Annotated in this window: 20 protein-coding genes and 1 tRNA gene; 14 read left to right on the top strand and 7 right to left on the bottom strand. The window is 63.5% G+C overall.

All coding sequences use genetic code 11. The features are described 5' to 3' along the window. Window positions 1-7: 7 nt before the first annotated feature. Genes Q0844_RS19295 through Q0844_RS19275 form a run of 5 tightly spaced genes read left to right on the top strand, consistent with a single transcriptional unit; the run spans window position 8 to window position 6,811 of the window. Window positions 8-1,960 (top strand): extracellular solute-binding protein, encoded by a 1,953-nt coding sequence (locus tag Q0844_RS19295; RefSeq protein WP_299048423.1) that lies wholly within the window; start codon window positions 8-10, stop codon window positions 1,958-1,960. Between the two features lie 4 nt (window positions 1,961-1,964). Continuing rightward, window positions 1,965-3,056: a microcin C ABC transporter permease YejB gene (locus Q0844_RS19290; RefSeq protein ID WP_299048422.1), complete on the top strand. Its 1,092-nt coding sequence runs from the start codon at window positions 1,965-1,967 to the stop codon at window positions 3,054-3,056. Continuing rightward, a complete protein-coding gene (locus Q0844_RS19285; RefSeq protein WP_299048421.1) occupies window positions 3,056-4,234 on the top strand; it encodes an ABC transporter permease in 1,179 nt (392 codons plus the stop codon). The genes Q0844_RS19290 and Q0844_RS19285 overlap by 1 nt, the downstream gene beginning before the upstream one ends. Further along, complete coding sequence (locus Q0844_RS19280) at window positions 4,234-5,811, top strand: ABC transporter ATP-binding protein (protein ID WP_299048419.1); 1,578 nt, start codon at window positions 4,234-4,236, stop codon at window positions 5,809-5,811. Before Q0844_RS19285 ends, Q0844_RS19280 begins: the two co-directional genes overlap by 1 nt. Before the next feature lie 31 nt (window positions 5,812-5,842). Beyond that, complete coding sequence (locus tag Q0844_RS19275; RefSeq protein WP_299048417.1) at window positions 5,843-6,811, top strand: ABC transporter ATP-binding protein; 969 nt, start codon at window positions 5,843-5,845, stop codon at window positions 6,809-6,811. On the opposite strand, the gene Q0844_RS19270 is transcribed toward Q0844_RS19275, so the two are convergent. Beyond that, complete coding sequence (locus tag Q0844_RS19270) at window positions 6,794-7,033, bottom strand: DUF6552 family protein (RefSeq protein ID WP_299048414.1); 240 nt, start codon at window positions 7,031-7,033, stop codon at window positions 6,794-6,796. The two genes, Q0844_RS19275 and Q0844_RS19270, sit on opposite strands and share 18 nt — an antisense overlap. Window positions 7,034-7,257: 224 nt before the next feature. On the opposite strand from Q0844_RS19270, the gene Q0844_RS19265 reads away from it, so the two are divergent. After that, entirely contained in the window at window positions 7,258-8,133 is an 876-nt protein-coding gene (locus tag Q0844_RS19265; RefSeq protein WP_299048412.1) for a LysR family transcriptional regulator, read from the top strand. After that, entirely contained in the window at window positions 8,130-8,939 is an 810-nt protein-coding gene (locus tag Q0844_RS19260) for a M90 family metallopeptidase (RefSeq protein ID WP_299048409.1), read from the top strand. Before Q0844_RS19265 ends, Q0844_RS19260 begins: the two co-directional genes overlap by 4 nt. 11 nt (window positions 8,940-8,950) lie before the next feature. Here Q0844_RS19260 and Q0844_RS19255 read toward each other — a convergent pair whose 3' ends face one another. Together Q0844_RS19255 and Q0844_RS19250 are read right to left on the bottom strand one after the other, a co-directional pair. Next, the gene (locus Q0844_RS19255; RefSeq protein ID WP_299048406.1) at window positions 8,951-10,333 is read right to left on the bottom strand and encodes a D-alanyl-D-alanine carboxypeptidase family protein; all 1,383 of its coding nucleotides are present in this window, start codon (window positions 10,331-10,333) and stop codon (window positions 8,951-8,953) included. A gap of 266 nt (window positions 10,334-10,599) precedes the next feature. Beyond that, on the bottom strand, window positions 10,600-11,298 hold the full coding sequence (locus Q0844_RS19250; RefSeq protein WP_299048404.1) for an HAD family hydrolase: 699 nt from the start codon (window positions 11,296-11,298) through the stop codon (window positions 10,600-10,602). Window positions 11,299-11,409: 111 nt separating this feature from the next. On the opposite strand from Q0844_RS19250, the gene clpS reads away from it, so the two are divergent. The 4 genes from clpS to hemF all read left to right on the top strand — a co-directional run bounded on the left by clpS (window position 11,410) and on the right by hemF (window position 14,518). Then, window positions 11,410-11,751 (top strand): ATP-dependent Clp protease adapter ClpS, encoded by a 342-nt coding sequence (gene clpS, locus Q0844_RS19245; RefSeq protein WP_299048401.1) that lies wholly within the window; start codon window positions 11,410-11,412, stop codon window positions 11,749-11,751. Between the two features lie 36 nt (window positions 11,752-11,787). Continuing rightward, window positions 11,788-12,735 (top strand): methyltransferase, encoded by a 948-nt coding sequence (locus Q0844_RS19240; RefSeq protein WP_299048606.1) that lies wholly within the window; start codon window positions 11,788-11,790, stop codon window positions 12,733-12,735. A 3-nt stretch (window positions 12,736-12,738) separates the two neighbouring features. Beyond that, window positions 12,739-13,542 (top strand): SDR family oxidoreductase, encoded by an 804-nt coding sequence (locus Q0844_RS19235; RefSeq protein ID WP_299048400.1) that lies wholly within the window; start codon window positions 12,739-12,741, stop codon window positions 13,540-13,542. A gap of 82 nt (window positions 13,543-13,624) precedes the next feature. Continuing rightward, complete coding sequence (gene hemF, locus Q0844_RS19230; RefSeq protein WP_299048398.1) at window positions 13,625-14,518, top strand: oxygen-dependent coproporphyrinogen oxidase; 894 nt, start codon at window positions 13,625-13,627, stop codon at window positions 14,516-14,518. A 72-nt stretch (window positions 14,519-14,590) separates the two neighbouring features. Here the strand turns inward: hemF and Q0844_RS19225 are convergent, their stop codons facing one another. Next, a complete protein-coding gene (locus Q0844_RS19225) occupies window positions 14,591-16,171 on the bottom strand; it encodes an acyl-CoA dehydrogenase family protein (protein ID WP_299048396.1) in 1,581 nt (526 codons plus the stop codon). A gap of 177 nt (window positions 16,172-16,348) precedes the next feature. After that, entirely contained in the window at window positions 16,349-17,305 is a 957-nt protein-coding gene (gene hemC / locus Q0844_RS19220; RefSeq protein ID WP_299048393.1) for a hydroxymethylbilane synthase, read from the bottom strand. A gap of 65 nt (window positions 17,306-17,370) precedes the next feature. Here hemC and hemE point away from each other — a divergent pair, with 65 nt between their 5' ends. Continuing rightward, window positions 17,371-18,420 carry a uroporphyrinogen decarboxylase gene (gene hemE / locus Q0844_RS19215; RefSeq protein ID WP_299048388.1) on the top strand — a complete coding sequence of 350 codons (1,050 nt, stop codon included), beginning with the start codon at window positions 17,371-17,373 and terminating at the stop codon, window positions 18,418-18,420. A gap of 47 nt (window positions 18,421-18,467) precedes the next feature. Beyond that, window positions 18,468-18,544, top strand: a tRNA-Met gene (locus Q0844_RS19210). 245 nt (window positions 18,545-18,789) lie between these two features. Here the strand turns inward: Q0844_RS19210 and Q0844_RS19205 are convergent. Beyond that, the gene (locus Q0844_RS19205; RefSeq protein WP_299048385.1) at window positions 18,790-19,143 is read right to left on the bottom strand and encodes an ACT domain-containing protein; all 354 of its coding nucleotides are present in this window, start codon (window positions 19,141-19,143) and stop codon (window positions 18,790-18,792) included. Between the two features lie 9 nt (window positions 19,144-19,152). Beyond that, window positions 19,153-20,676 carry a trimethylamine methyltransferase family protein gene (locus tag Q0844_RS19200; RefSeq protein ID WP_299048382.1) on the bottom strand — a complete coding sequence of 508 codons (1,524 nt, stop codon included), beginning with the start codon at window positions 20,674-20,676 and terminating at the stop codon, window positions 19,153-19,155. Window positions 20,677-20,837: 161 nt separating this feature from the next. On the opposite strand from Q0844_RS19200, the gene Q0844_RS19195 reads away from it, so the two are divergent. Then, window positions 20,838-23,252, top strand: a complete 2,415-nt coding sequence (locus Q0844_RS19195; RefSeq protein WP_299048379.1) for an FAD-dependent oxidoreductase — start codon at window positions 20,838-20,840, stop codon at window positions 23,250-23,252. Window positions 23,253-23,277: the final 25 nt, after the last annotated feature.

The raw sequence follows: 23,277 nt of genomic DNA, 5'->3' as shown, positions 1-23,277 counted from the left end.
GATTTCCATGCGACAGACCCCCAAACGCCAAACCGCACAGGCCCGTGTGAAAGCGGAACGAAACAAAAACCTGTTGTGGGGCGGTCTGGGGGCCCTGGGCCTGATTGCAACGCTGGCCTGGTCCGGCATCGCGAAGGCCGATGGGCACGAAAACATCACGTCTTCGCATGGCTATTCGTTTTATGGCGATCTGACCTATCCCGCCGATTATCCACATTTCGACTATGTGAACCCCGATGCCCCCAAGGGCGGCGAGATGGCGATTGCCTTTGTCGGCACGCTCGATTCCATGAACCCCTATGCCCGCCAGGGCCGGGCCCATGCGTTTTCGGTCTGGATGTATGAAAGCCTGCTGGGCGAGGCACCGGGCGGCGGCGCGGCCCCCGCGGATGTGTATTCCGAATATTACTGCCTGCTGTGCGAGCGCCTTGAATACCCCGAAGACAAATCCTGGGTCACCTTCTACATGCGCCCCGAGGCCCGGTTTTCCGATGGCAGCCCGGTCACCGCGCATGACATCGCCTTTTCGCACAACCTGCTGCTGGATCAGGGCCTGAAATCCTATGCCGACGCGGTGCGCAAGCGCATCCCCAAGGTCGAGGTGATCGACGACTACACCATCAAGTTCTACTTCGCCGACGGTATCTCGCGTCGGTCGCTGATTGAACAGGTGGGTGGCGTGCCTGCATGGTCGAAAAAGTGGTACGATGAAACCGGCGCCAAGCTGAACGAAAGCCGTCTGGATATCCCGCCGGGATCGGGTGCGTACATGGTTGATGACGTGGATATCTCGCGTCGGATCGTGCTGAAGCGGAACCCGGACTATTGGGGCAACGATCTGCCCTTCAACGTGGGCCGCAACAATTTTGACAGGCTGCGGGTCGAGATGTTCGGCGACAGCGCCGCGTCGTTCGAGGCGTTCAAGGCAGGCGAATACACGTTCCGCGCCGAAGGCGACAGCCGCATCTGGGCCACGCAATACAACTTTCCCAAGGTGCAGAACGGGTCGGTGGTGAAAAAGGAACTGCCAAACGGCTCCCCGCCGTCGCCCACGGGCATCGTCTTCAACCTCGCGTCCGAAAACCTGAAGGACAAGCGGGTGCGACAGGCCGTGGCGCTTGGCTACAACTTCGAATGGACCAACGAAAGCCTGCAATACGGCCTCTTCTCGCAACGCGCGTCGTTCACGCAGGATACGCCGCTGATGGCCGGTGACGCGCCGCAGGGTCTGGAACTGGAGTTGCTGCAATCGCTGGGCGATCTGGTGCCCGAAGACATGATGACGGAACCGGCCGTGATGCCGCACACCTCCAACGCGGACACCTTGCGCGACCGTCGCAACCTGCGCCGCGCCATGCGCTTGCTGGACGATGCGGGCTGGGACGTGGGCGATGACGGCCTCCGCCGCAACGCCGCCGGTGAAACACTCAAGCTGAATTACCTGTTCAACAGCTCCGCCTCTCCGACCCTGACAGGGGTGATGGAGAATTTCGTGTCCAACGTGTCCGACATGGGCATCGACATCACGCTGGAACGGGTCGATTCCTCGCAATTCACGTCGCGGGAACGCGACCGCGATTATGACCTGCTTTATGATGCCTATGCGGCCTTTCAGGGCACCGGCACGGGGCTTCTGCAGCGCTATGGCTCGGAAAACGCGGACTTTTCGCTGTTCAACCCGGCCAATCTGGCCAGCCCGCTGGTCGACGCCATCATCGAGGCATCCCTGCGGGCCGAAACCCGCGAGGAAGAAGAGGCTGCCCTGATGGCGCTGGACCGGGCGCTGCGGTATGAATTCTTCATGGTGCCGGTCTGGTACAACCCCAGCCATTGGGTGGCCTACTACGACATGTACGAGCACCCCGAAGAAATCCCGCCCTACAACCTTGGCTATCTGGATTTCTGGTGGTCGAACGCAGACAAGGCCGCCGCCCTACGGTCCTCTGGCGCGCTGAGGTAAGCCGATGGGCCCCTACATCCTGCGCAGGCTGCTGTTGGTCATACCGACCCTACTGGGCATCCTGCTGGTCAACTTTACCCTGACACAGTTTGTCCCCGGCGGCCCTGTCGAACAGGCCATCGCGCGGGCACAGGGGGGCGGGGACGTCTTTGGCGGCTTTGCCGGCGGCAACAATGATGCAGGGGCCGACGAACTCAATACCGCGTCTGACAGCACCTATGTGGGCGCGCGCGGACTGCCACCCGAATTCATCGCGGAACTGGAACGCGAATTCGGCTTTGACAAACCACCGGTGCAGCGGTTCCTCAACATGGTGTGGAATTATGCGCGCTTCGACTTCGGCGAAAGCTATTTCCGAAGTATCGGGGTCGTGGACCTTGTGATCGAAAAGCTGCCGGTGTCCATATCGCTGGGGCTGTGGTCCACACTGATTGCCTATCTCGTGTCGATCCCGCTGGGCATCCGCAAGGCGGTCAAGGACGGCACGCCCTTTGACACCTGGACATCGGGCGCGATCATCGCGGCCTATGCCATTCCGGGGTTCCTGTTTGCGATCCTCCTGCTGGTTCTGTTCGCGGGGGGCAGTTATTACCAGATCTTCCCGCTGCGGGGCCTCACCTCGGACAATTTCGATGACCTGACGACGGTGGGCAAAGTGCTGGACTATTTCTGGCACATCACGTTGCCCGTGCTGGCCGGAACCATCGGGGCCTTTGCCACGCTCACGCTGCTGACCAAGAACAGCTTTCTGGACGAGATCAAGAAGCTCTACGTGATGACCGCCCGGGCCAAAGGGTTGTCAGAGCGCCGGGTGCTGTATGGCCACGTGTTCCGCAACGCGATGCTGATCGTGATCGCGGGCTTTCCGGCGGTGTTCATCGGCGTCTTCTTTGGCGGTTCGCTGATCATCGAAACGATCTTTTCGCTCGATGGCCTCGGGCGGCTCGGGTTCGAGGCGGCGGTGGCGCGGGATTATCCCATCGTCTTCGGCACCTTGTACATCTTTGGCCTCATGGGCCTGCTGGTCGGGATCATCTCGGACCTGATGTATGTGCTGGTGGACCCCCGCATCGACTTTGAGCGGAGGGAAGGCTGATGGCCATGCCGGACCCCGTCATCGAGGTGGAACCGACGCCTGCGGCCGCTCCGGCCCCACGGCGCCCGTTCTTTTCGCTGTCGCCCCTGAACCACCGCCGCTGGCGGAACTTCAAGAAGAACCGCCGCGCGTATTGGTCGCTCTGGATTTTCTCAATCCTGTTCGGTCTGTCGCTGATGGCCGAATTCATCGCCTACGACAAACCGATCCTTGTGCGATACCAGGGTGAACTCTACACGCCGATCTGGAACTTCTATCCCGAAACCGCCTTTGGCGGGGACTTCCGGACCGAAGCCAGCTATCGCGATCCCGAGGTGGAATGCCTGATCGTGTCCGGCGGGTTGGAGAGCTGTTTTGACGACCCCGAGGGCGTGATTGCCGATGCGCAGGACGGCGAGGTCGATGGCGCGGCGATCACCAAGGGGTGGACCATCTGGCCGCTCATTCCCTACAGCTTTGACACTGCGGTGGACCGGCCCGGTGCGGCGCCGCTGCCGCCCAACGGGGAAAACCTGCTGGGTACGGATGGGACCAAGCGCGATGTGCTGGCCCGTGTGATCCACGGCTTCCGCCTGTCGGTCCTGTTCACGCTTGTCGTGACGGGCGCGTCGGCCCTCGTCGGCATCATCGCGGGCGCGGTGCAGGGGTATTTTGGCGGGCGCACGGACCTGATCTTTCAACGCATTATCGAAATCTGGTCCTCGACGCCCAGCCTTTACGTGATCATCATCATGTTCGCGATCCTGGGGCGCAGTTTCTGGCTGCTTGTCTTCCTGCTGATCCTGTTTGGCTGGACGGGCCTTGTGGGCGTGGTGCGCGCCGAATTCCTGCGCGCGCGCAACCTTGAATATGTGCGTGCGGCACGGGCCCTGGGCGTCAGCAACCTGACCATCATGTTCCGGCACATGCTGCCCAATGCCATGGTGGCGACGCTGACGATGCTGCCCTTCATCATCACCGGCACCATCTCGTCGCTTGCGGTCCTCGACTTCCTCGGCTTTGGCCTGCCGTCTTCGGCCCCGTCGCTGGGGGAACTGACCTTGCAGGCCAAGCAGAACCTGCAAGCCCCCTGGCTGGCCTTCACCGCCTTTACCGTGTTCGCCATCATGCTCAGCCTGCTGATTTTTATCTTCGAGGGCATCCGCGACGCGTTCGACCCAAGAAAGACGTTCTCGTAATGGCGCTTCTCCAAGTGAATGACCTGCGTGTCGGCTTCCGACAGGACGGCCAATTGACCGAAGCGGTCAAGGGGGTGTCCTTCCATGTGGACCGCGGCGAAACTGTCGCGCTGGTGGGCGAATCCGGGTCGGGCAAGTCCGTGTCGGCCCTGTCCACCGTATCGCTGTTGGGCGACAGCGCCGAAGTGTCCGGCTCCGTCACCTATGACGGGCAGGAAATGATCGGGGCCGATGACCGGCTCTTGCGCAAGGTGCGCGGCAACGACATCTCGTTCATCTTTCAGGAACCGATGACGTCGCTGAACCCGCTGCACACGATCGCCAAGCAATTGGGCGAAAGCCTGGCCCTGCATCAGGGCATCGTCGGTGAAGATGCGCGCGGGCGTGTGCTCGAATTGTTGGACAAGGTTGGCATCCGCGATGCGGAAAGCCGCCTGAACGCGTACCCCCACCAACTGTCCGGCGGACAGCGCCAGCGGGTGATGATTGCCATGGCGCTGGCGAACAAGCCCGACATCCTGATTGCCGATGAACCGACCACAGCGCTGGATGTGACCATCCAGGCGCAAATCCTTGACCTTCTGGCCGACCTGAAGGCGCAAGAGGACATGGGACTGCTGTTCATCACCCACGATCTGGGCATCGTGCGGCGGATTGCCGACCGGGTCTGTGTCATGCAGCACGGTCTGATCGTGGAAACCGGTCCGACCAAGGATATCTTTGACGCGCCCAAGCACCCCTATACCCAGAAACTGCTGAGTGCCGAACCCACGGGCCAGCCGGCGCCGGTGCCGGACAATGCCGAACTGGTGGCGGAAACCGCGAACCTCAAGGTCTGGTTCCCGATCACTGCGGGCCTGTTGCGCAGGACGGTGGGGCACGTGAAGGCCGTGAATGACGCCACCATTCAGGTGCATGCGGGCGAAACCGTGGGCATCGTGGGCGAATCCGGCTCGGGCAAGACGACCCTGGCGCTGGCGATCATGCGCCTGATCTCGTCCGAGGGGCGGATTGTCTACATGGGGCAGGACATTCGCGCATGGTCGGTGCGCGAACTGCGCCGCCTGCGCAAGGACATGCAGATTGTGTTCCAGGACCCGTTCGGGTCGCTGTCACCCCGTATGACGGCCATGCAGATCATTGCCGAGGGGTTGGGCGTGCACGGCATCGACGACGGGCGCAGCGCGCGCGAGGTCGTGGCCGAAGTGATGAGCGAAGTGGGCCTTGATCCCACCACGATGGACCGCTACCCGCACGAATTTTCGGGCGGCCAGCGCCAGCGCATCGCGATTGCGCGCGCCATGGTGCTGCGGCCCAAGCTGGTGGTGCTGGATGAACCGACCTCGGCCCTCGACATGACGGTGCAGGTGCAGATCGTGGAACTCTTGCGCGGGTTGCAGCAGAAATACGGCCTGGCCTTCCTGTTCATCAGCCACGACCTGAAGGTCGTGCGCGCCATGAGCCACAAGGTGCTGGTGATGAAACAGGGCGATGTGGTCGAACAGGGCGCGGCAGAGGATCTGTTTGAACGGCCCCAGACGGATTATACCCGCCTGTTGTTGCAAGCCACGCACTAGGCGAAGCCGTACGGAGCGCTAGGTGCGCCCCATGCCCAGGTCACTCTATCGCTACATCCTGTCCCACGCGCGCCGCCAGCAGATCGGTTTGGCCCTGCTGACGCTGCTGCTCGCGCTTCTGCAACCCGTCCCGCTGGAATTGCAACGCCGCGCGCTGGATGACGCGGTTGCAAACAGTGACCTGAACCTGCTGACACTTCTGTGTGGGCTGTACCTTCTGGCGATCCTTGCGTCCGCTGCGGTCAAGTTCGGTGTCCGCCTGTGGCGCGACTACCTGTCAGCAGACCTTACGCGCACGCTGCGGTCAGACACCTACACCCACATCTATACCGACCAGTGCCCGCCCAAGTACCGGAAGGACGACAGCGGTGGCGTCGACAGCGGCGCGGTGGTGTCGATCCTGTCAAACGAGGTGGAAAAGCTGGGCGGCTTCGCGGGCGAGGCGATTTCCGCCCCCCTGCTGCAAGCGGGTACCCTGATCGCCGTTCTGGGATACATGGTGTTCGTGGAACCGGCGATTGCCGCCATTGCCATCGGGCTTTACCTGCCGCAATTCGTGATCGTGCCCATCGCGCAGGCCCGCATGAACCGCCTGGCCAAGGCCAAGGCCGAAGAAACGCGCGACCTTGGCGACTTCATGGTGGACCAGCCGGACGAGGACCTGTTCGACCGCGATCCGCCCGACGACTTTGTCACCATGGCCGACCGCATCAAGGTGTTGCGCAGGAAGTTTGTCCTGACCAAACACGTGATGAAAACCATCAACAACCTGCTGATCGCGCTGGGCCCCTTCGGCGTCATCGCCTATGGCGGCTATCTGGTGATCCAGGGAGAGGTGCAGGTCGGTGTGATCGTGGCGTTCATCTCGGGCCTTGAACGGATCGGGGACCCGATCCGGGATCTGATCGGGTCCTACCGGGCCATTGCCGATGCGCGGATGCGCTACGGGTTGCTGCGGGACAGTTTCGACGGGGGAGACGCGTCACCCGCCCGCAGCTAGGCCCACCATCATCGCGGCCAGCGCCACGACGTGGATCAGCATGATGGCCCGGTCATTCCACCGCCAGCCGACAACGAACCAACCCAGAATGCCCACCAGGAAAAAGTAGATGTTCCAGGGCGTCAGCCCCATCGCCGTCGCCCCGTAGCCGAGGATCTGAACGATGGAGGCTGTCCACTTGATCGTGTCCGTGTCGGCAGAGCGCCGCAATACCGCGATCATAGCCGGTTCAGGTCGATGCACTTGGTCCGCTTGCCCTGCCACCACCGGGTCCGGGGCAGTGCCACGCGGGTGCAGGGGCGATTGCGGGTCGCAGTCATGAAAGTTTGAGCATATATGTCCAACATGGGGAGCCTCTTGAACAAGGGGGTTATTGCATATTTATTGAACAATGAAGGGCGCAATGCGACTCAATTGGAATTCTGATGTGTAAGTTGGGCTGACATATGGAATGGCGAAACCTTCCACCGCTGGCCGCGGTGCGCGCCTTTGCCGCCTTTGTCGACACGGGCAGCGTGGTGGCGGCCGGGCAGGCCCTGTCGGTCAGCCACGCCGCCATCAGCCAGCAATTGCGCGCGCTTGAAGTGCATCTGGGCGTCAGCCTGTTTGACCGGTCGGGCCGCGCCATGACGCTGACGGATGACGGGGATATCCTGGCACAGGGATGCAGCGACGGCTTTGCCAGCATTGCCCGCGCGATCGCCATGGTGACCGGGGCAGAGGCCGCGCGCCCGCTCCATATCTCGCCGACGCCCAGCTTTGCCGCCGCCTGGCTGATGCCCCGCCTGTCCGAATTCCGCGCGCAGCACCCCGACATCAACCTGGTCCTGAACCCCACCGCCGATCTGGTCACGCTGGCGCCGGGGGGCGTGGACGTCTCGATCCGCTATGGCACCGGCGGGTGGGACGGGCTCGACAATGAACTCATCGTGCCCACGTCCATGGTGGTGGTCGCGGCCCCCGACCTGATCACGGGGCGCGATGTGTCGGACGCGTCCCGCCTTGGCGCATTGCCCTGGCTGGAAGAGGTGGGCACCACCGAAAGCTCCAAATGGCTGGCGCGGCGCGGCGGCGCGGACATGCCGCGCGGCCCCGTCACGCAGGTGCCCGGCAACCTGATGCTGGACGGGGCGCGCGACGGGCAGGGGGTGGCCGTCACGGTCCGCACCTTTGTCGAGGCGGACATCGCCGCCGGGCGGTTGTGCGTGCTGCACGAGGATGCGACTGACGGTGCGGGGTATCACCTTGTCACCCGGCCCGGGGTCCAACGCCCGCCGCTGCGGGACTTTGTCCGCTGGATCAGAAAGGCGGCCCGGACATGATCTGGTTCCTTGGCCTCATCGCGCTTATCGGCGGCGCCCTGGCATGGCGCGCCTGGCGCAAGCGCCAATGGCAGCAAGAGGTGCTCGCGTCGCGCCTGACGGACACGGAATGGCAGATCATCCGACGCCAGGTGCCGCTGATCCGCAAGCTGCCGCCCGCCCTCAAGGCCCCGTTCGAGGGCAAGGTGGCGCTGTTTCTCAACCAGGTCGAACTGGTAGGCTGCAACGGGCTCGAGGTCACGGACGAGATGGCGCTGAGCATCGCGGCACAGGCGGCCTTGCTGGTGGTGGGTACGGACGCCTGGTACCGCCACCTCAGCACCGTGCTGGTCTACCCCGGTGCGTTCAAATCGAAACAGACCCGGCAGGACGGCTATGTCGTGACCGAAGAAGAGGTGGTGCGCCTGGGCGAAAGCTGGTCACGGGGGCCGGTGGTCTTGTCCTGGCAGGACACGCATCAGGGCGGGCTGAACGGCCAGGACGGGATGAACGTCGCCCTGCATGAATTCGCGCACCAGCTGGATGACCTGTCGGGTCAGACGGACGGCGCACCGCCCATGGCACCGGGGCAGGACTTTGCCACTTGGGCGCAGGTCATCGTCGCCGCCTACGACCGTCACGTCGCACGTGTGGAGGCGGGGCGGCGCACGGTCATCGACGCCTATGGCGCCACCAATCACGAAGAATTCTTTGCCGTCGCGGTCGAACTGTTCTTTGAACGCCCCGATGCGCTGCAAGGGGCAGAGCCTGAGGTCTACGACCAGCTTGCCCTTTTGTTGAATGTCGATCCGGCGGCGTGGACCTGACCGGCCCGCGCCTAGGACGGTCCGATCATGAAACAGGTCACGTTGCGCGATTGCAGGCGACGACAGGCCAGATCAGCGCCATCGCGCGTCATGCCCATGAAATTGGCGTCAAAGCCGGTTGGGCGGCGCACCACCTTGCGCAGGCTGCCATCCAGCGACGACATCTCGGCCAGGGCCGTTTGCAGCAGCACCTTTTCGGCCTTGTAGCGGCTGGCATAGCGCCCGATGTTCACACCCCAGTGCCGTCCGCCGGATGTGGACACGCGGGTCACAACCTCGGGCTCGGGGCTCAATGCCACCTGCGTGGGCCGCGCTTCGGGCCGCACCGATGGGACCAGGGCCGCCGACAGCGCCGATGCCGCCAGTTGCGACGTGGTTTCGTTGGTCTGTGCCGCGACCAGCGCGGTCTGGATGTCATCCGGCAACACAGTGGTCGCCACCGGTGCTTCGGCTACCAGAACCGGGGCTGCGCTGCCCGGACGCATCTTGGGGCGATAGCTGGTTTTGACCGCGCCGCTCAGGCGGATGATCTTGCCTGCGCCCTTGGGCGCGTCCTGATTGCCTGCGATGACAACGGGATCGTCGCCCGGCACGTATCCGGGTTTCTGCGGCTTGCGCACAGGCGCGCGGCTCGGGGCGCGGCGAAAGCCGAGGTCCAGCAATTCCGCCACCTTCGCATTGCGCGACGTGGTCGATTTGCCGCCAAAGACGGTGGCGATGATGCGTTCGTTGCCACGCTCGGCGGATGCCACAAGGTTGAAGCCCGCCGCGCGGGTATAGCCGGTCTTGATCCCGTCGGCGCCCTTGTAATTGGCCAGCATGCGCCGGTTCGTATTGCGCACTTCGGCAATGCCCGCATTGGTCGAGGTGCGCGAGAACAGGTTGTAGTATTGCGGGTAGTCATACAGCAGGTGCCGCCCCAGGATCGACATGTCGCGGGCCGTGGACTGGTGCCCGCTTTCGGTCAGGCCATGCGCGTTCTTGAAGGTGGTGCGGGTCATGCCCAGCGACTTGGCCGTGCGGTTCATCCGGCGGGCAAAGGCGGCCTCGGATCCGGAGATGGCTTCGGCCATGGCGGTGGCCGCGTCATTGGCGGACTTCACCGCTGCGGCCCGCACAAGGTAGCGCAGCTTGATGCTGGACCCTGCACGCAGGCCCAGCTTCGACGGCACTTCGGCGGCGGCCTTCTGGGACACCTTCACCTTGGTGTCCATCGTGATCTCGCCCCGCTCGACCGCCTGAAAGACGATGTACAAGGTCATCATCTTGGTCAGCGATGCCGGGTGCAACCGCGTGTCGGCGTTGCGGGAATGCAAGACCTCGCCCGTGCGCGCGTCCATCACGAACGCCGCATACGGGGCCGCCATGACCGAGGCGGGGACGATCACGATCATCCAGAGAAGTGCGAATAGAATGAGCCCTAGCCGGGCCGGCTGTGCGCGCCGAACCTTCACGGTAAACCTGCCTATGTCTGCCTCTGGCCGTCGATTATTCGACTGACCTTTTTTGTAATTGCCTGCACGCTAACACAGGATGCTTTTTCATTAAAGTGTTGATGTCCCTCACGTTTCCGTTTTTCTGCACCCGCAGTGTTCAATATCTTGGGGATGCGGGGGCGCATGGCACCATCAGGGCGATTGTGGCAGCAATGTGGCGGCGCCTAATCGCGCAGGCGCAGAAAATCGGGCAGCGCCCCCAGATCGGGCAGGGTCGCGTAACGCGGATGGTCCTCGGGCGCGTCCGCATGTTCCAGATCCCACGCCAGATCGTGGGGTACAAAGACACCAAAGCCACCCGCATCAATCATGGGACGCACATCCGATTTCATCGAATTGCCGATCATCATGCCCCGGTCCGCGCCGCCGAAGGCGTCAAAGATGCGGGCATAGACCGACGCGGTCTTGTCCGACACGATCTCGACCCCGTCAAACAGATCACCCAGGCCCGATTGCGCCAGCTTGCGCTCCTGATCCAGCAGGTCGCCCTTGGTGATCAGCAGAACCGGACCGCGTTCCCGGGCAACGCGCACCGCCTCTTCGGCATGGGGCAGCAGGTCCGTGGGATGGGCCAGCATCTCTTGCCCCGCGGCAATCAGATCGCCGATGACGGACCCCGGCACGCGGTTCTGTGTCACCTCAAGCGCGGTCTCGATCATCGACAGGACAAACCCCTTCACGCCAAAGCCGTACTGCCCGATATTGCGCCGCTCGGCGGCCAGCAATTGCGCATCCAGATCGGGCGCCTGCACATGGGGGGCCAGCAGCTCGGCGAACTGCTCCTGCGTCAGCTTGAACACCCGTTCATTGTGCCAAAGCGTGTCGTCTGCATCAAAGGCAATACATGCCGTGTCAAAGGCCATCCTGTCCCGCAACGCCGCGACAATCCCGCGCCGCCCTCTTTTCTAAACTGTCCCGCGCGTTATATAGGGTGGTCCAAGCTCACCAAGAGATTCCCGTTTATGAGGACGCGCATGCAGTCTGACATGCATATGATGGCCGGACCGATGGACGACGATGGGGACACCAGCGTCGTCACCGAAACCAAGCCCAAGACCAAGCGCCCGCCTCTCTACAAGGTGCTGCTCTTGAATGACGACTATACGCCCATGGAATTCGTCGTGCACGTGCTTGAACGCTTTTTCGGGCTCAACCACGCCCAGGCGTTCGAAATCATGCTGACCGTGCACAAGAAGGGCCTCGCTGTTGTGGGGGTCTTCAGTCACGAGATCGCAGAGACGAAGGTGGCCCAGGTCATGGACTTTGCCCGCCGGCACCAGCACCCGCTGCAATGCACGATGGAGAAAGAAGAGTAGGTGATCGGTGATCGCTTGCCCTTGGCGCTTCAGGCGATGGACGCTTGGGGCGATGGCCCTGTGGCCGTTCTGCACCCAGCCGAGGATGCCGACCTGTCGGCGTTGCCCATGGGCAACGTCCATGTCGTGTCCCCCCTCGTCACCGTATGCGCGCGCTTCGAAAGGCGCGGCTACAGCGTGTCGCCCGAACTGCCCGGCGACACGCGGTTCGCGGCCAGCGTCACCTGCCTGACCCGCGCGCGGGCCGAAGCGCAGGCGCTGGTCGCCGCCGCCATGGCCCGGACGGATGGACCTGTGATCATCGACGGACAAAAAACCGATGGCGCGGACAGCATGCTCAAAGCCCTGCGCAAGCACACCGATGTCAGCGCGCCCATCTCCAAATCCCATGGCAAGATCTACTGGGCCCGCGGGGGCGTTGACCTCAGCGACTGGGCGCGCGGCCCCGAACTGCACCCGGGCGGGTTCTGGACCGCTCCCGGCGTCTTTTCCGCCGACGGCGTGGACCCGGCCTCGGCCCTGCTGGCCGACGCCTTGCCCGACACCATGGTGGGGACCATCGCCGATCTTGGCGCAGGCTGGGGGTACCTCTCGGCGCACCTGCTTACCCGCGATGTGCAAACCGTGCATCTGGTCGAAGCGCATGACATGGCCCTGCAATGCGCCCGCCACAACGTCACCGACACCCGCGCCCGTTTCCACTGGGCCGACGCCACCACCTGGACCCCGCCGGACAAGGTGGACGCCGTGGTGATGAACCCGCCCTTTCATAAATCACGCAGCGCCGACCCGTCGCTGGGCCGCGCCTTTATCGCGGCGGCCGCGCGCATCCTGAAACCGCACGGGGCGCTGTGGATGGTCGCCAACCGGCACCTGCCCTACGAAGATGCCCTCGCGTCGCATTTTGCCAAAGTGGTTGATCTGGACGGCGATGCGCGGTTCAAACTGGTGCGGGCCGAACGCCCCAAGCAACCCAAAAGGTAGCACATGTCCTTTTCCATCAACGGCAAGACGGCCATCGTCACGGGGGCGGCCAATGGCATCGGCCTTGCCATCGCACGGCATTTCGCGGATCAGGGCGCCAATGTCATGTGCGCCGACATGGATGAAAAGCGGTTGCATGACGAACTGGGCGACGTCGCCGAAGAAGGCAACATTCGCTACTTCGCCGGCGACCTGCGCCAGCGCCTGACAATCGCCAACCTCGTCTCGGCCACCATCGACGCCTTCGATCAGATCGACATCCTCGTGAACGCCTCGCGTCAGGTCATGGAAACCGACGCGCTGGACCCCGAGGATGCGTCGGTGGAAACCTTGCTGGAACAGAACCTGATGACCGCGTTGCGCCTCAGCCAGCAAGTGGCGCGGCGCATGATCAAACAGGCCAAGGACAATACGGACGCCACCAGCATCGGCTCGATCATCAACCTCAGCTCCATCGCCGCGCACCAGACCCGGCCGCAACTGCTGGGCTATTCCATCGCGTCGGCGGGGCTGGAACAGATGACGCGCTCCATGGCGCTGGCTCTCGCGCCACAGCGCATTCGGGTGAACGCCGTGGCGTTCGGGTCGGTGATGTCGGCCTCGCTCAAGTCGTCGATCGGGGACAATCCCGAATGGCGGGACGAGATCCAAAACCACACCCCCCTGCACCGCATCGCCAGCCCCACCGAACTGGTGGACGCGGTCCAGTTCCTTGCCTCGGACGGGTCCGGCTTTGTCACCGGCGACGTGATGACCGTGGATGGCGGGCGCAGCCTGCTCGACCCGGTCGAGGCGCCCGCGCACTAAGCCTTGGTTGTCCGGCACTTTGCCCTTTGCCGCATCCCCGCAGGTGCGCTAGAAAAGTGTCAACCAAACAGGACAGTGCGCGATGACCGAACACTTCGACACCCAGAAAACCCGTGCCGCCGCATGGTTCCGGCAGTTGCGCGACGATATCGTCGCGGCCTTTGAGGGGTTGGAAGACAGCCATGCCGCCGGCCCCATGTCGGATGGCACGCCGGGCCGGTTCGACGTGACGGAAACCAAACGCACCTCCGATGACGGGTCGGACGCAGGCGGCGGGCTGATGAGCGTGATGCGCGGGGGCCGGGTGTTCGAAAAGGTCGGTGTGAACGTCTCGACCGTCTATGGCACGCTGGGCGAACGCGCGCAGATGGCGATGGCGGCGCGCAAGGGCATTCCCGGGATGAAGGACGACCCGCGGTTCTGGGCTTCGGGCATCTCTCTTGTCGCTCACATGCAGAACCCGCACGCGCCCGCCGTGCACATGAACACCCGCATGTTCTGGACGCCCCACGCGTGGTGGTTTGGGGGCGGGTCCGACCTGAACCCCTGCATCGAATACGCCGAGGATACGGCCCATTTCCACGCGCAGCAGAAGGCGCATCTCGACCCGCACGGAGAAACGCATTACCCCCGGCTGAAAGAGTGGGCGGACGAATATTTCTACATCCCCCACCGCCGCCGCGCGCGCGGGGTGGGCGGCATCTTCATGGATGATCACAATACCGGCGATTGGGAGGCGGATTTCGCCCTGACCCAGGACATCGGGCGTGCCTTCCTGCCCGCCTATGTGCCGCTGGTGGAAAAGCGTCGGGTGCAGGATTGGGATGACGCCGACAAGGATGCGCAACTGGTGCATCGGGGTCTCTATGCCGAATACAACCTGGTCTATGATCGCGGTACGAAATTCGGGCTCGAAACCGGCCATGATGCCAATGCGGTGCTGATGTCCTTGCCGCCGCTGGCCAAGTGGGTCTGACGGCCCGCGTGCGTTGAATTAACCTTTGGTATAAGTAACTTAATGGTCCTTAATGGTTACCCATGGGTAACCTCAGAACGTGTCCAGAATGCCTGCGACATCGACCCCGGCAATGGACCCTGCAATATGCCCCCGCGAAGGCTCAAGGCGCGTCGCGACAAACCCGTCAGACACCGCGGCAGGGGCATCCCGCACCAGCACCGAGGCCGCCAGCAACAGCGCCGTCCGCTCTGCAAAATGCCGTGCATCCCCCTCTTGGGGCAGCCTGGACCACCGCTCGCGATGATCCTTCAGCGCCTGATCGTATCGGGCGTCGACACCCTTGGACGCATCCAGCCGCGCACGCAACGCCTCCAACGCGTCGGGATCGCGCGACAGCGTGCGCAGGATATCCAGGCAGATCACATTGCCCGACCCTTCCCAGATGCTGTTCAGCGGCGCCTCGCGGTAAAACATCGGCATCGGTGTATCCTCGACATATCCCATGCCGCCCAAGGTCTCCATCGCCTCAAGCGTGACGCGCGGGCACAGCTTGTTGTTGAGGAACTTCGCCAGCGCCACGGCGATCCGGGCAAAGGGGCGCGCCTCAGGATCATCAAAGGCCATCGCCACAGACAGGCCCAGACGGGTTGCCGCCTGCCAATCCAGAATCAGGTCCGCAAGCACCGATTGCATCAACGGCTGGTCGATCAATGTCTTTTGAAACACGCGCCTGTGCCGCGCCCAGTGCATCGCATGCATCAACGCCCCCCGCATCAAGCCGGCAGGGGCCATGGCGGTATCCAGGCGGGTGTGGTGCACCATCTCGATGATCGTCTGCACCCCACGCCCCGCATCGCCCAGCTGGTAGGCGAGGGCGTCGTGATATTCGATCTCGGAAGACGCATTCGCCGTGTTGCCCAGCTTGTCCTTCAGGCGCATCAGGTGAATGGCATTGCGGTCCCCCTCCAACCAGCGCGGCACCAGAAAACAGGTCAGGCCCGTGTCAGTCTGCGCAAGCGTCAGAAACCCGTCGGACATGGGCGCCGAACAGAACCATTTGTGGCCGGTCAACCGCCAGGCCGCGCCATCCCGCACGGCCCGCGTGGTGTTGGCGCGCACGTCCGATCCGCCTTGTTTTTCGGTCATCGCCATGCCCAGGGTGGCGCTACGCTTGTGCCCGATGGGCAGGGTGCGCGGGTCATAGTCGCGCGCGATCAGCTTTGGCACCCAGTGCGCCGCGATGTCGGTGTTGACCTGTAGCGCAGGCACCGCGGCATAGGTCATGGTCAGGGGACAGCAATGGCCAGGCTCGACCTGGGACGCGAGGTACACCATCGCCGCATGGGCCACGTGACTGCCACCATCCCAGGCGGTCGCGGCATAGCCCGCACCCTGGCTCAGCGTCATCATCTCGTGATAGGCGGGGTGGAAGGCCACCTCGTCCAGCCGCCGCCCCCCAGTGTCAAACAGCTGCAATGCGGGCCCATGCCGTTGGGCGCTGCGTCCAAGGGCGCGCGTCTTTGCCCGCCCCAGCGATGCACCATAGTCCGACAGGCTGTCCGGCGCGGTGGCCCGCAGGATCGGATCAGAGGCGTAAAGGTTCACATCGCCCAGCGGGTCGGGCTGGTTTTCGACCTCATGGGTGGACAGCTGGCTGCGCGGCATGGACATGGCACCAGCGTGATGTCCCGGCCTTGAGTCGGTCAAGGACAGAGCGCACCAGGTCCATCACTTCTGTGTTTCAAGAGGCCCTCTGCGAAGGGCGCGGTGGCGATCTGCGCCGACCATGGGGGCTCTGCCCCCGGCCTGCGGCCTCCCCCGGAGTTTGCCTGGCCAAGTGAAAGAGGATCAGTGCCAGTCGAAAAAGCCGGGGCCTGCGGTTTTCAGAAGGTCCTGGGCCAGGTCGGCGCCCATGGCCGTGCCATCTGCGATGGCCCCTGTTCGGGTGCCGCTGATGGCGTTAGATCCGTCGGGGCGCAAGACCTCTCCGACAAGGGTCAGCGTGGCACCGTCGAGGGTCGCGAGCCCGGCGATGGGGGTCTCGCAAGAGCCGTCGAGGGTGAAGAGAAAGTGCCGTTCCGCTGCAAGGCGGTGACCTGTCGGGGCGTCGTGGATGGCGGCCAGCAGGTCTGCGGTGTTGGTATCCGACACACGACGTTCAATGCCGATGGCCCCCTGGGCGATAGCGGGCAGCATGTCGGTGGGATCGACGGGTGTGGCGGGCACGTCCGTCATGTTCAGACGGTTCAGACCCGCACAGGCGAGGAAGGTGCAATCGGCCACACCGTCGCCCAGTTTTTTCAGCCGTGTCTGCACGTTACCGCGAAATTCGGCGACGTTCAGGTCCGGCCGTCTGTGCAGCAGCTGCGCGCGCCGGCGCAGGGAGGACGACCCGACCGTGGCCCCGGCGGGCAGGTCTGCGATGGTCTTGAAACGGGGCGACACAAACGCATCTCGCACATCTTCGCGCGGCAGGTAGGTGTCCAGGACCAGGCCGTCCGGCTGCACGGTCGGCATGTCCTTCATCGAGTGGACGGCAATGTCGATACCGCCCTCCAGCAAGGCGTCTTCGATCTCTCGGGTGAACAGGCCCTTGTTGCCGATCTCTTTCAACGGGCGGTCGGCGGCGATCATGGAGCGGTCATCGCCCTGCACCTTGATCACCACGATCTCGAACGCCGCGTCGGGCAGATCGAAGGCCGTGCCAAGACGCTGGCGCGTCTCGTGGGCTTGGGCCAGGGCAAGGGGAGAGCCACGGGTTCCGATCTTGAGCGGAGCGGCGGGAGAAGGTAGGCGCACAGTCATGGCTTTATCTTTTAGATGTGTCAACTTATGTTGACAACTGGAAACGATCATACAGGGGCGTAGTGATGAAAGACGGCGGAACCGGCAAGACGATTTTGCGGGCTTTGGCGGGTGAGGTGTTGCCGACACCGCCCATCTGGATGATGCGACAGGCGGGACGGTATCTGCCCGAATACAAGGCCACGCGTGCGCAGGCCGGGGATTTCCTGTCCCTGTGCTACACCCCGGACCTGGCCGCCGAGGTCACGTTGCAGCCCATCCGGCGCTATGGTTTTGATGCGGCGATCCTGTTTGCCGACATTCTGCTTGTGCCGCAGGCATTGGGCGCGGACCTGTGGTTTGTGACGGGCGAGGGGCCGCGCCTGTCGACCATCACCGATCAGGCGGGTGTCGATGCGCTGAAACCCGTGGACGACATTCACGAGACGCTGAATCCCATTTACGAGACCGTGCGCATCCTGCGGCGGGAGCTGCCGCAAGAAACCACGCTGATCGGCTTTGCCGGCGCGCCGTGGACGGTGGCCACCTACATGATCGCGGGGCGCGGAACGCCGGACCAGGGACCGGCCCATGCGTTGATGCAAGGCAATGTGACGGCGTTCGAGGCGTTGTTGGCGCGGATCACGGCGGCCACCATTGAATATCTGGCGGCGCAGATCGAGGCAGGCGCCGAGGTTGTGAAGATCTTTGACAGCTGGGCCGGGTCGCTGAAGGGCGAGGCGTTCGAGAAATATGCCGTGGCCCCCTGTGCCGAGATCACCGGCGCGCTCAAGGCGCGGTATCCTCATATCCCGGTCATCGGCTTCCCGCGTGAGGCGGGCGATGGCTATGTCGGGTTTCACAAGGCGACGGGCGTGGAGTGCGTGGCGCTGGACAATTCCATTTCACCGGAGTGGGCGGCGGAACATGTGCAGGTGGACGGGTGCGTACAGGGCAATCTGGCCTCGTCCCACATGGTGACGGGCGGACAGGCGCTGGTGGACGAGACGCAGGCGATTGTGCGCGCGTTTTCGAAGGGGCCGCATATCTTCAATCTTGGCCATGGGATCACGCCCGATGCGGACCCTGACAATGTGTCCCTGATGATCGAGACGGTGCGGTCGACAAAGTCCTGAATTCGCGCTTGACGACTCTGGGGCGCTGGCATAGGTGACGCCCCCATGGCGCGGTAGCTCAGCTGGTTAGAGCGCTCGACTCATAATCGAGAGGTCGGGAGTTCAAGTCTCCCCCACGCCACCATTCACCTTTGGTTTTGGAAGAAAATTGAAGCGTCCGGTGGACGGTTCAAAAAATGTGAATGGCCCGAGCCCGCGCGAGGGGCTTGGCCTGACCGAACACGCATGGCCCCTCTCGCGCATCGGCTGCGCCGATACGCTGCCGGGGCGATGCGCGCCGCTGTGCGGCGCGCTGGCTGGGGCGCTGCCCCAGACCCCGGGATATTTTTGGCCAGAAGAAAATGGGGGCTGGTGCCTGGTTGGCGTCTGTCAACGTTTCAGCAATGTGTCATGGGCCAGACTGGCCTGGTCTTCGGACACAAAGATGTGGTCGTGGGGATCGCCTGCCACCACGTTGCACGGGATGCTCTGCCTGCTGAGCGTCGTGGCGACGGCGGCTGGGAGGCCGACGCCTTCGAAGTCGGACTGGACCTGCAATTTGATCATTTTCAGGGCAGCGCTGGCCTGTGACAGGATCAGGGGTGTTCCTTCGGACGCCTGTATCGCCACGAAGACGTCCGGCGGGAAGGTGCCGCCGCCCGTCACGGCGCAAAACGACCATGCGCCGGGGTTCAGCACGGGCTGGATGCCTGCAATCATGGCGGCGGTGTCCTTGACGGTCATGGGCCGATCCTATGGATGCCGGATGTCGAAGGCCGCGCGGATGGCCGCGTCAGTCGCGTCATCGATGTAGGTTGGGTGGTGCGTGGCAAGGATGTCGTCCACGCGTGCTGCCGCACGGTCCCATGCCGTTTGGGCCCCGCTGTCTTCCCATGTCTTGGGGGTCTCGCGATCGGCGAGGGAGGGATAGACATAGTCCCGTTCCATGGCCGCAATGGTGGCGGGACCGCCCAGGAAGTGGCCTTCGCCCAGAACGGCCGCGTGGATGCCCGGCAGGTCGATCGTGTCAGCCGACACCTCGATCCCGCGCAGGATGCGGTAGGTCAGGCCATGCATTTCGTCATCCAGCACGAAGGCTTCGAAACTGGCGCCCAGCAGGGCCGCCGTCATGCCTGAGCTTTCGTAGATCAGGTTGCCGCCTGCAAGCGCTGCGGCCAGCGACGTGAGCCCCTTTTCGATGCCGTATTGCGCGTCGAGCGCCTTGGCATCTGTCATCGACGCCGCAACGCCGGACACCAGGCCCAAATGGTTGATGATCTGGGCGGAGGCCGCATTCATGACGGCGATCTCTCCGCCTCCGCCCGCGAAGGCGCCGGTGCGCAGGTCGATGACCAGTGGCCAGTTTGAGAACACCATCGGGTGGCCGGGTTTGATCGCGTGCACCATCACCAGGCTGGCGAGCGTTTCGGCCAGCGATTGCGCAAGAAAGCCCGCGAGCGTCGCGGGGGCCGTGGCCCCGGCCTGTGCGGCGGTGATGCAGGACAGCGGGATGTTGTGTGCGATGCATTCATAGGTCGTGTCGACCGCGTCTGCGCCAAAGCGCATGGGTGAAATGACGGGACTGATATGCGCCTTGACGAAGGGGCGCTGCGCAAAGGTGCCTTCGCCCCCCGCCACCATGTCGAACATGTGAACGATGGGGGCGACGTGTTTGGCCAGCGTGAAGGCCGTGGCCACAGGTTTGGTCGTGTTTCGCATCAGGGCATAGGCGGTGTTGATGTCCAAAAGCCATTCGTCCGTCATGTCACCCGCGATGCAGCAGCGCGTGAACCAGCTGACATTGGTGAGCGTGTCTTGCAGGCGGGTGAAATCGTGGAGATCGGCCAGGGTCGAGGGGCGGTAGAGCCGGGTTTTCCGGTCGAGGGTCTGGACCGCGGCCCCGCCTGTGCCGAAATGCACCGCCGTGCCACCCACTTCGATGGTGCGGGCCGGGTCACGGCCATGCAGGGGAAAGGTCGTGGGGGCCTGGTCGATGGCCTCTTCGACCAATGCCCGCGGGATCGAGACGCGTCCGTTTGGCAGGCTGAATGCGCCAGCGTTTTCAAGGGTCGCGCGCAGGCGGTCCGGCACCTCGCCCATGCCGAGACCGACCAGCAGTTTCAGGGCGGCGGCATAGATGTGCTGAATGTCCGCATCGGACAGCGGGCGATATTGCCCGCCCGCTTGCCCGGGCGGGGCCGGGTTCATTGGCGGGCCTGCGGCGCGGGCCTTTTTCCGGGCGCTACGGCCCTGTCGTGTCGGCTTGGGGTCGGACATGGGGTCAGGGGTGGGCATGTTGGTGCATCACGCAAGCGTCGGCCCGTGGTTTTGGCCTCTGCAAATGCATATTTTCGGAACAATGAAGGTATGAAGGTACGATTGACGGGCGACGGCGTGTCTTCATTGTTCCGGCAAATATGCAAATCCGGAGATGTGCCATGAAGACCCAGACCCGTGCCGTCGTGATCGGTGGCGGCATTGCGGGGAGTTCGACCCTGTACCATCTGACGCAGGAAGGGTGGACCGATGTTGTGCTGGTCGAGCGGGACGAGTTGACCAGTGGCACCACGTGGCATTCGGCGGCGCAGGTGACGAATTTCGGCATGAACCAGACGATGGTGGGGCTGAAGACTCATTCCATCAAGCTGTACCGGGAATTGCGCGACGATCCCGACTATCCGGTGCAGTACAACCATGGCGACGGCGGCATACGGTTGGCGAATACCGAGGCCCAGATGGATGGGTATCGCCATTTCGCGTCCATGGCGCGGGGCATGGGCGTGGCGTTCGAGGTGATCGACGCCGAGGAATGCGCGCGACGGCATCCGCTGATCTCGACCGACAATCTGCTGGGCGGGCTGTGGGATGGCAATGACGGGGATATCGATCCGGCCTCGCTGTGCCAGGCGCTGGCGCGGCGGGCGCGCAGGGCGGGGGCCGAGGTGTACCGGCAGACCAACGTGACGGGGCTGACCCAGCGGCCGGATGACAGTTGGATTGTCCATACGAACAAGGGGGATATCGCCTGCGAGGTGGTCGTGAACGCGTGCGGTTACAGGGTGAACGAGGTGGGCGCGATGATGGGTGTGCACCATCCCGTCATGTCGATGGAGCACCAGTATTTCGTCACCGATGATATCCCCGGCATTGTCGCGGCGGGGCATCGCATGCCGCTGCTGCGCTGTCCGATCAGCGATTACTACTGTCGGCAGGAGAAGAACGGGCTGCTTCTGGGGTTTTACGAACAGGACTGCAAGACCTGGGGCATGGATGGGATTTCGCCCGATTTTTCCAATGACCTGTGCCCCGATGATCTGGACCGGATCACGGACGTGCTGGAGGGCGCCTTTGCCCGGATGCCGGCGCTGACCGAGGTGGGGATCAAGACTGTGGTGAACGGGCCGATCACCTATACCATCGACGGTGCACCGCTGGTCGGACCGATCCCGGGCAAGCGGAATGCGTTTTGTATCATAGGCTTGCGGGCTGGACTGGGCGAGGGGGGCGGCCATGGCTGGCTGCTGGCGCAGCAGATCGTGCATGGCGAGGCATGTTATGACACCTGGGTTCTGGACCCCCGCCGCTTTACCGGGCATGGCAATGTGGAACTGACGGCACTCAAGGCTATCGAGGATTATCAGAACGAATTTCGGTTCCATTTTCCGAACGAGCATCGGCCTGCGGGTCGGCCCATGAAGACCACGCCTTTGACGCCTGTGCTGGCGGCTGAGGGGGCGGAATTCACGGTCGTGAATGGCTGGGAGAGGGTGGACTACATCAAGCCCACGCCGGAGTTCGGGGTCACGCATGGGTTTCGGTTTGACGAAGCCTTTGATGTGGTGGCCGCAGAGGTGGCGGCGGTGCAGACCGGTGTCGGGCTGGCCGAGGTCAACGGCTTCAACCGGATCGAGATCGCGGGGCCGGATGCGCATGATTTTCTGGACCATGTCATCTGCGGGCGCGTGACGCGGACAGAGGGCAAGGTGGGGCTTGGCTATCTGCTGAACCACCATGGCTGTGTGAAGGGCGAGGCGACGATTGCCAACATCCCCGGTGGACCCGTGTGGTACGGATCGGCGGCAGCGTCGGAGTGGCACGACATGGATTGGCTGCGCACCCATGCAGACGCGTTTGATGTGTCGTTTCAGTCGCTTACCAATGACTACACGATTCTTGTAGTGGCGGGGCCAAAGGCGCGCGATGTACTGTCGGCGGCGTCGCGGGGCGATTGGTCGAAGGCCGCGTTCCCATGGCTGTCGGTGCGCCGGGCCTTTGTCGGGATTGCGCCTGCCGTGGTGATGTCGGTCAGCTTCTCGGGCGAGTTGGCCTATGAAATCCATGTGCCGAACAACCAGCTTTACGCAGCCTATCTGGCGTTGCGGGCGGCGGGTGACGCGCATGGTTTGCGCCTGTTCGGGGCGCGTGCGGTTGAGTCCATGCGGATGGAAAAGGGCTATCTGCATTGGAAAGCGGACCTGATCACCGAGTTCGATCCCTTTGAGACGGGGCTGGACCGTTTTGTGAAGATGGACAAGGGTTTTGTCGGCAAGGCGGCGCTGGAGGAGCGGCAGGCGAACGGGCCACGTGCCAAGCTGGTGAGCCTGGTGGTGGATGGCACGACGTCGCGTGCGCATCCCGGGGCATCCATTATGCAGGATGGTGCCGTTGTGGGCACTGTCACTTCGGGTGATTGGGGGCACCGGGTGGGGTTGAACCTGGCCTATGCGTTTGTTCACCCGGCATTCGCTGTGCAAGGCACTGAAATGACTGTGGATATGCTGGGGGAACTGGTACCGTGCCGTGTCATCGCGCCGGGTCCCTATGACCCCGAAACCACCCTGCCGCGCGGATAAGGGGCCGATGCACAAAGCGGCGATA

The organism is uncultured Tateyamaria sp. (genome assembly GCF_947503465.1).
Taxonomy (GTDB): Bacteria; Pseudomonadota; Alphaproteobacteria; order Rhodobacterales; family Rhodobacteraceae; genus Tateyamaria.
This window is presented reverse-complemented; position numbering and strand designations above follow the sequence as displayed.

What these genes read in the sequence shown, in the direction of transcription:
- Q0844_RS19255 (WP_299048406.1), bottom strand. Translation starts at nt 10,333, where the DNA reads ATGATCGTGATCGTCCCCGCCTCGGTCATGGCGGCCCCGTATGCGGCG.
- Q0844_RS19195 (WP_299048379.1), top strand. Translation starts at nt 20,838, where the DNA reads ATGAAGACCCAGACCCGTGCCGTCGTGATCGGTGGCGGCATTGCGGGG.
- Q0844_RS19270 (WP_299048414.1), bottom strand. Translation starts at nt 7,033, where the DNA reads ATGATCGCGGTATTGCGGCGCTCTGCCGACACGGACACGATCAAGTGG.
- Q0844_RS19260 (WP_299048409.1), top strand. Translation starts at nt 8,130, where the DNA reads ATGATCTGGTTCCTTGGCCTCATCGCGCTTATCGGCGGCGCCCTGGCA.
- hemC (WP_299048393.1), bottom strand. Translation starts at nt 17,305, where the DNA reads ATGACTGTGCGCCTACCTTCTCCCGCCGCTCCGCTCAAGATCGGAACC.
- Q0844_RS19275 (WP_299048417.1), top strand. Translation starts at nt 5,843, where the DNA reads ATGCCCAGGTCACTCTATCGCTACATCCTGTCCCACGCGCGCCGCCAG.
- hemF (WP_299048398.1), top strand. Translation starts at nt 13,625, where the DNA reads ATGACCGAACACTTCGACACCCAGAAAACCCGTGCCGCCGCATGGTTC.
- Q0844_RS19240 (WP_299048606.1), top strand. Translation starts at nt 11,788, where the DNA reads ATGGACGCTTGGGGCGATGGCCCTGTGGCCGTTCTGCACCCAGCCGAG.
- Q0844_RS19200 (WP_299048382.1), bottom strand. Translation starts at nt 20,676, where the DNA reads ATGTCCGACCCCAAGCCGACACGACAGGGCCGTAGCGCCCGGAAAAAG.
- Q0844_RS19290 (WP_299048422.1), top strand. Translation starts at nt 1,965, where the DNA reads ATGGGCCCCTACATCCTGCGCAGGCTGCTGTTGGTCATACCGACCCTA.
- Q0844_RS19280 (WP_299048419.1), top strand. Translation starts at nt 4,234, where the DNA reads ATGGCGCTTCTCCAAGTGAATGACCTGCGTGTCGGCTTCCGACAGGAC.
- Q0844_RS19265 (WP_299048412.1), top strand. Translation starts at nt 7,258, where the DNA reads ATGGAATGGCGAAACCTTCCACCGCTGGCCGCGGTGCGCGCCTTTGCC.
- clpS (WP_299048401.1), top strand. Translation starts at nt 11,410, where the DNA reads ATGCAGTCTGACATGCATATGATGGCCGGACCGATGGACGACGATGGG.
- hemE (WP_299048388.1), top strand. Translation starts at nt 17,371, where the DNA reads ATGAAAGACGGCGGAACCGGCAAGACGATTTTGCGGGCTTTGGCGGGT.
- Q0844_RS19250 (WP_299048404.1), bottom strand. Translation starts at nt 11,298, where the DNA reads ATGGCCTTTGACACGGCATGTATTGCCTTTGATGCAGACGACACGCTT.
- Q0844_RS19225 (WP_299048396.1), bottom strand. Translation starts at nt 16,171, where the DNA reads ATGTCCATGCCGCGCAGCCAGCTGTCCACCCATGAGGTCGAAAACCAG.
- Q0844_RS19235 (WP_299048400.1), top strand. Translation starts at nt 12,739, where the DNA reads ATGTCCTTTTCCATCAACGGCAAGACGGCCATCGTCACGGGGGCGGCC.
- Q0844_RS19205 (WP_299048385.1), bottom strand. Translation starts at nt 19,143, where the DNA reads ATGACCGTCAAGGACACCGCCGCCATGATTGCAGGCATCCAGCCCGTG.
- Q0844_RS19285 (WP_299048421.1), top strand. Translation starts at nt 3,056, where the DNA reads ATGGCCATGCCGGACCCCGTCATCGAGGTGGAACCGACGCCTGCGGCC.
- Q0844_RS19295 (WP_299048423.1), top strand. Translation starts at nt 8, where the DNA reads ATGCGACAGACCCCCAAACGCCAAACCGCACAGGCCCGTGTGAAAGCG.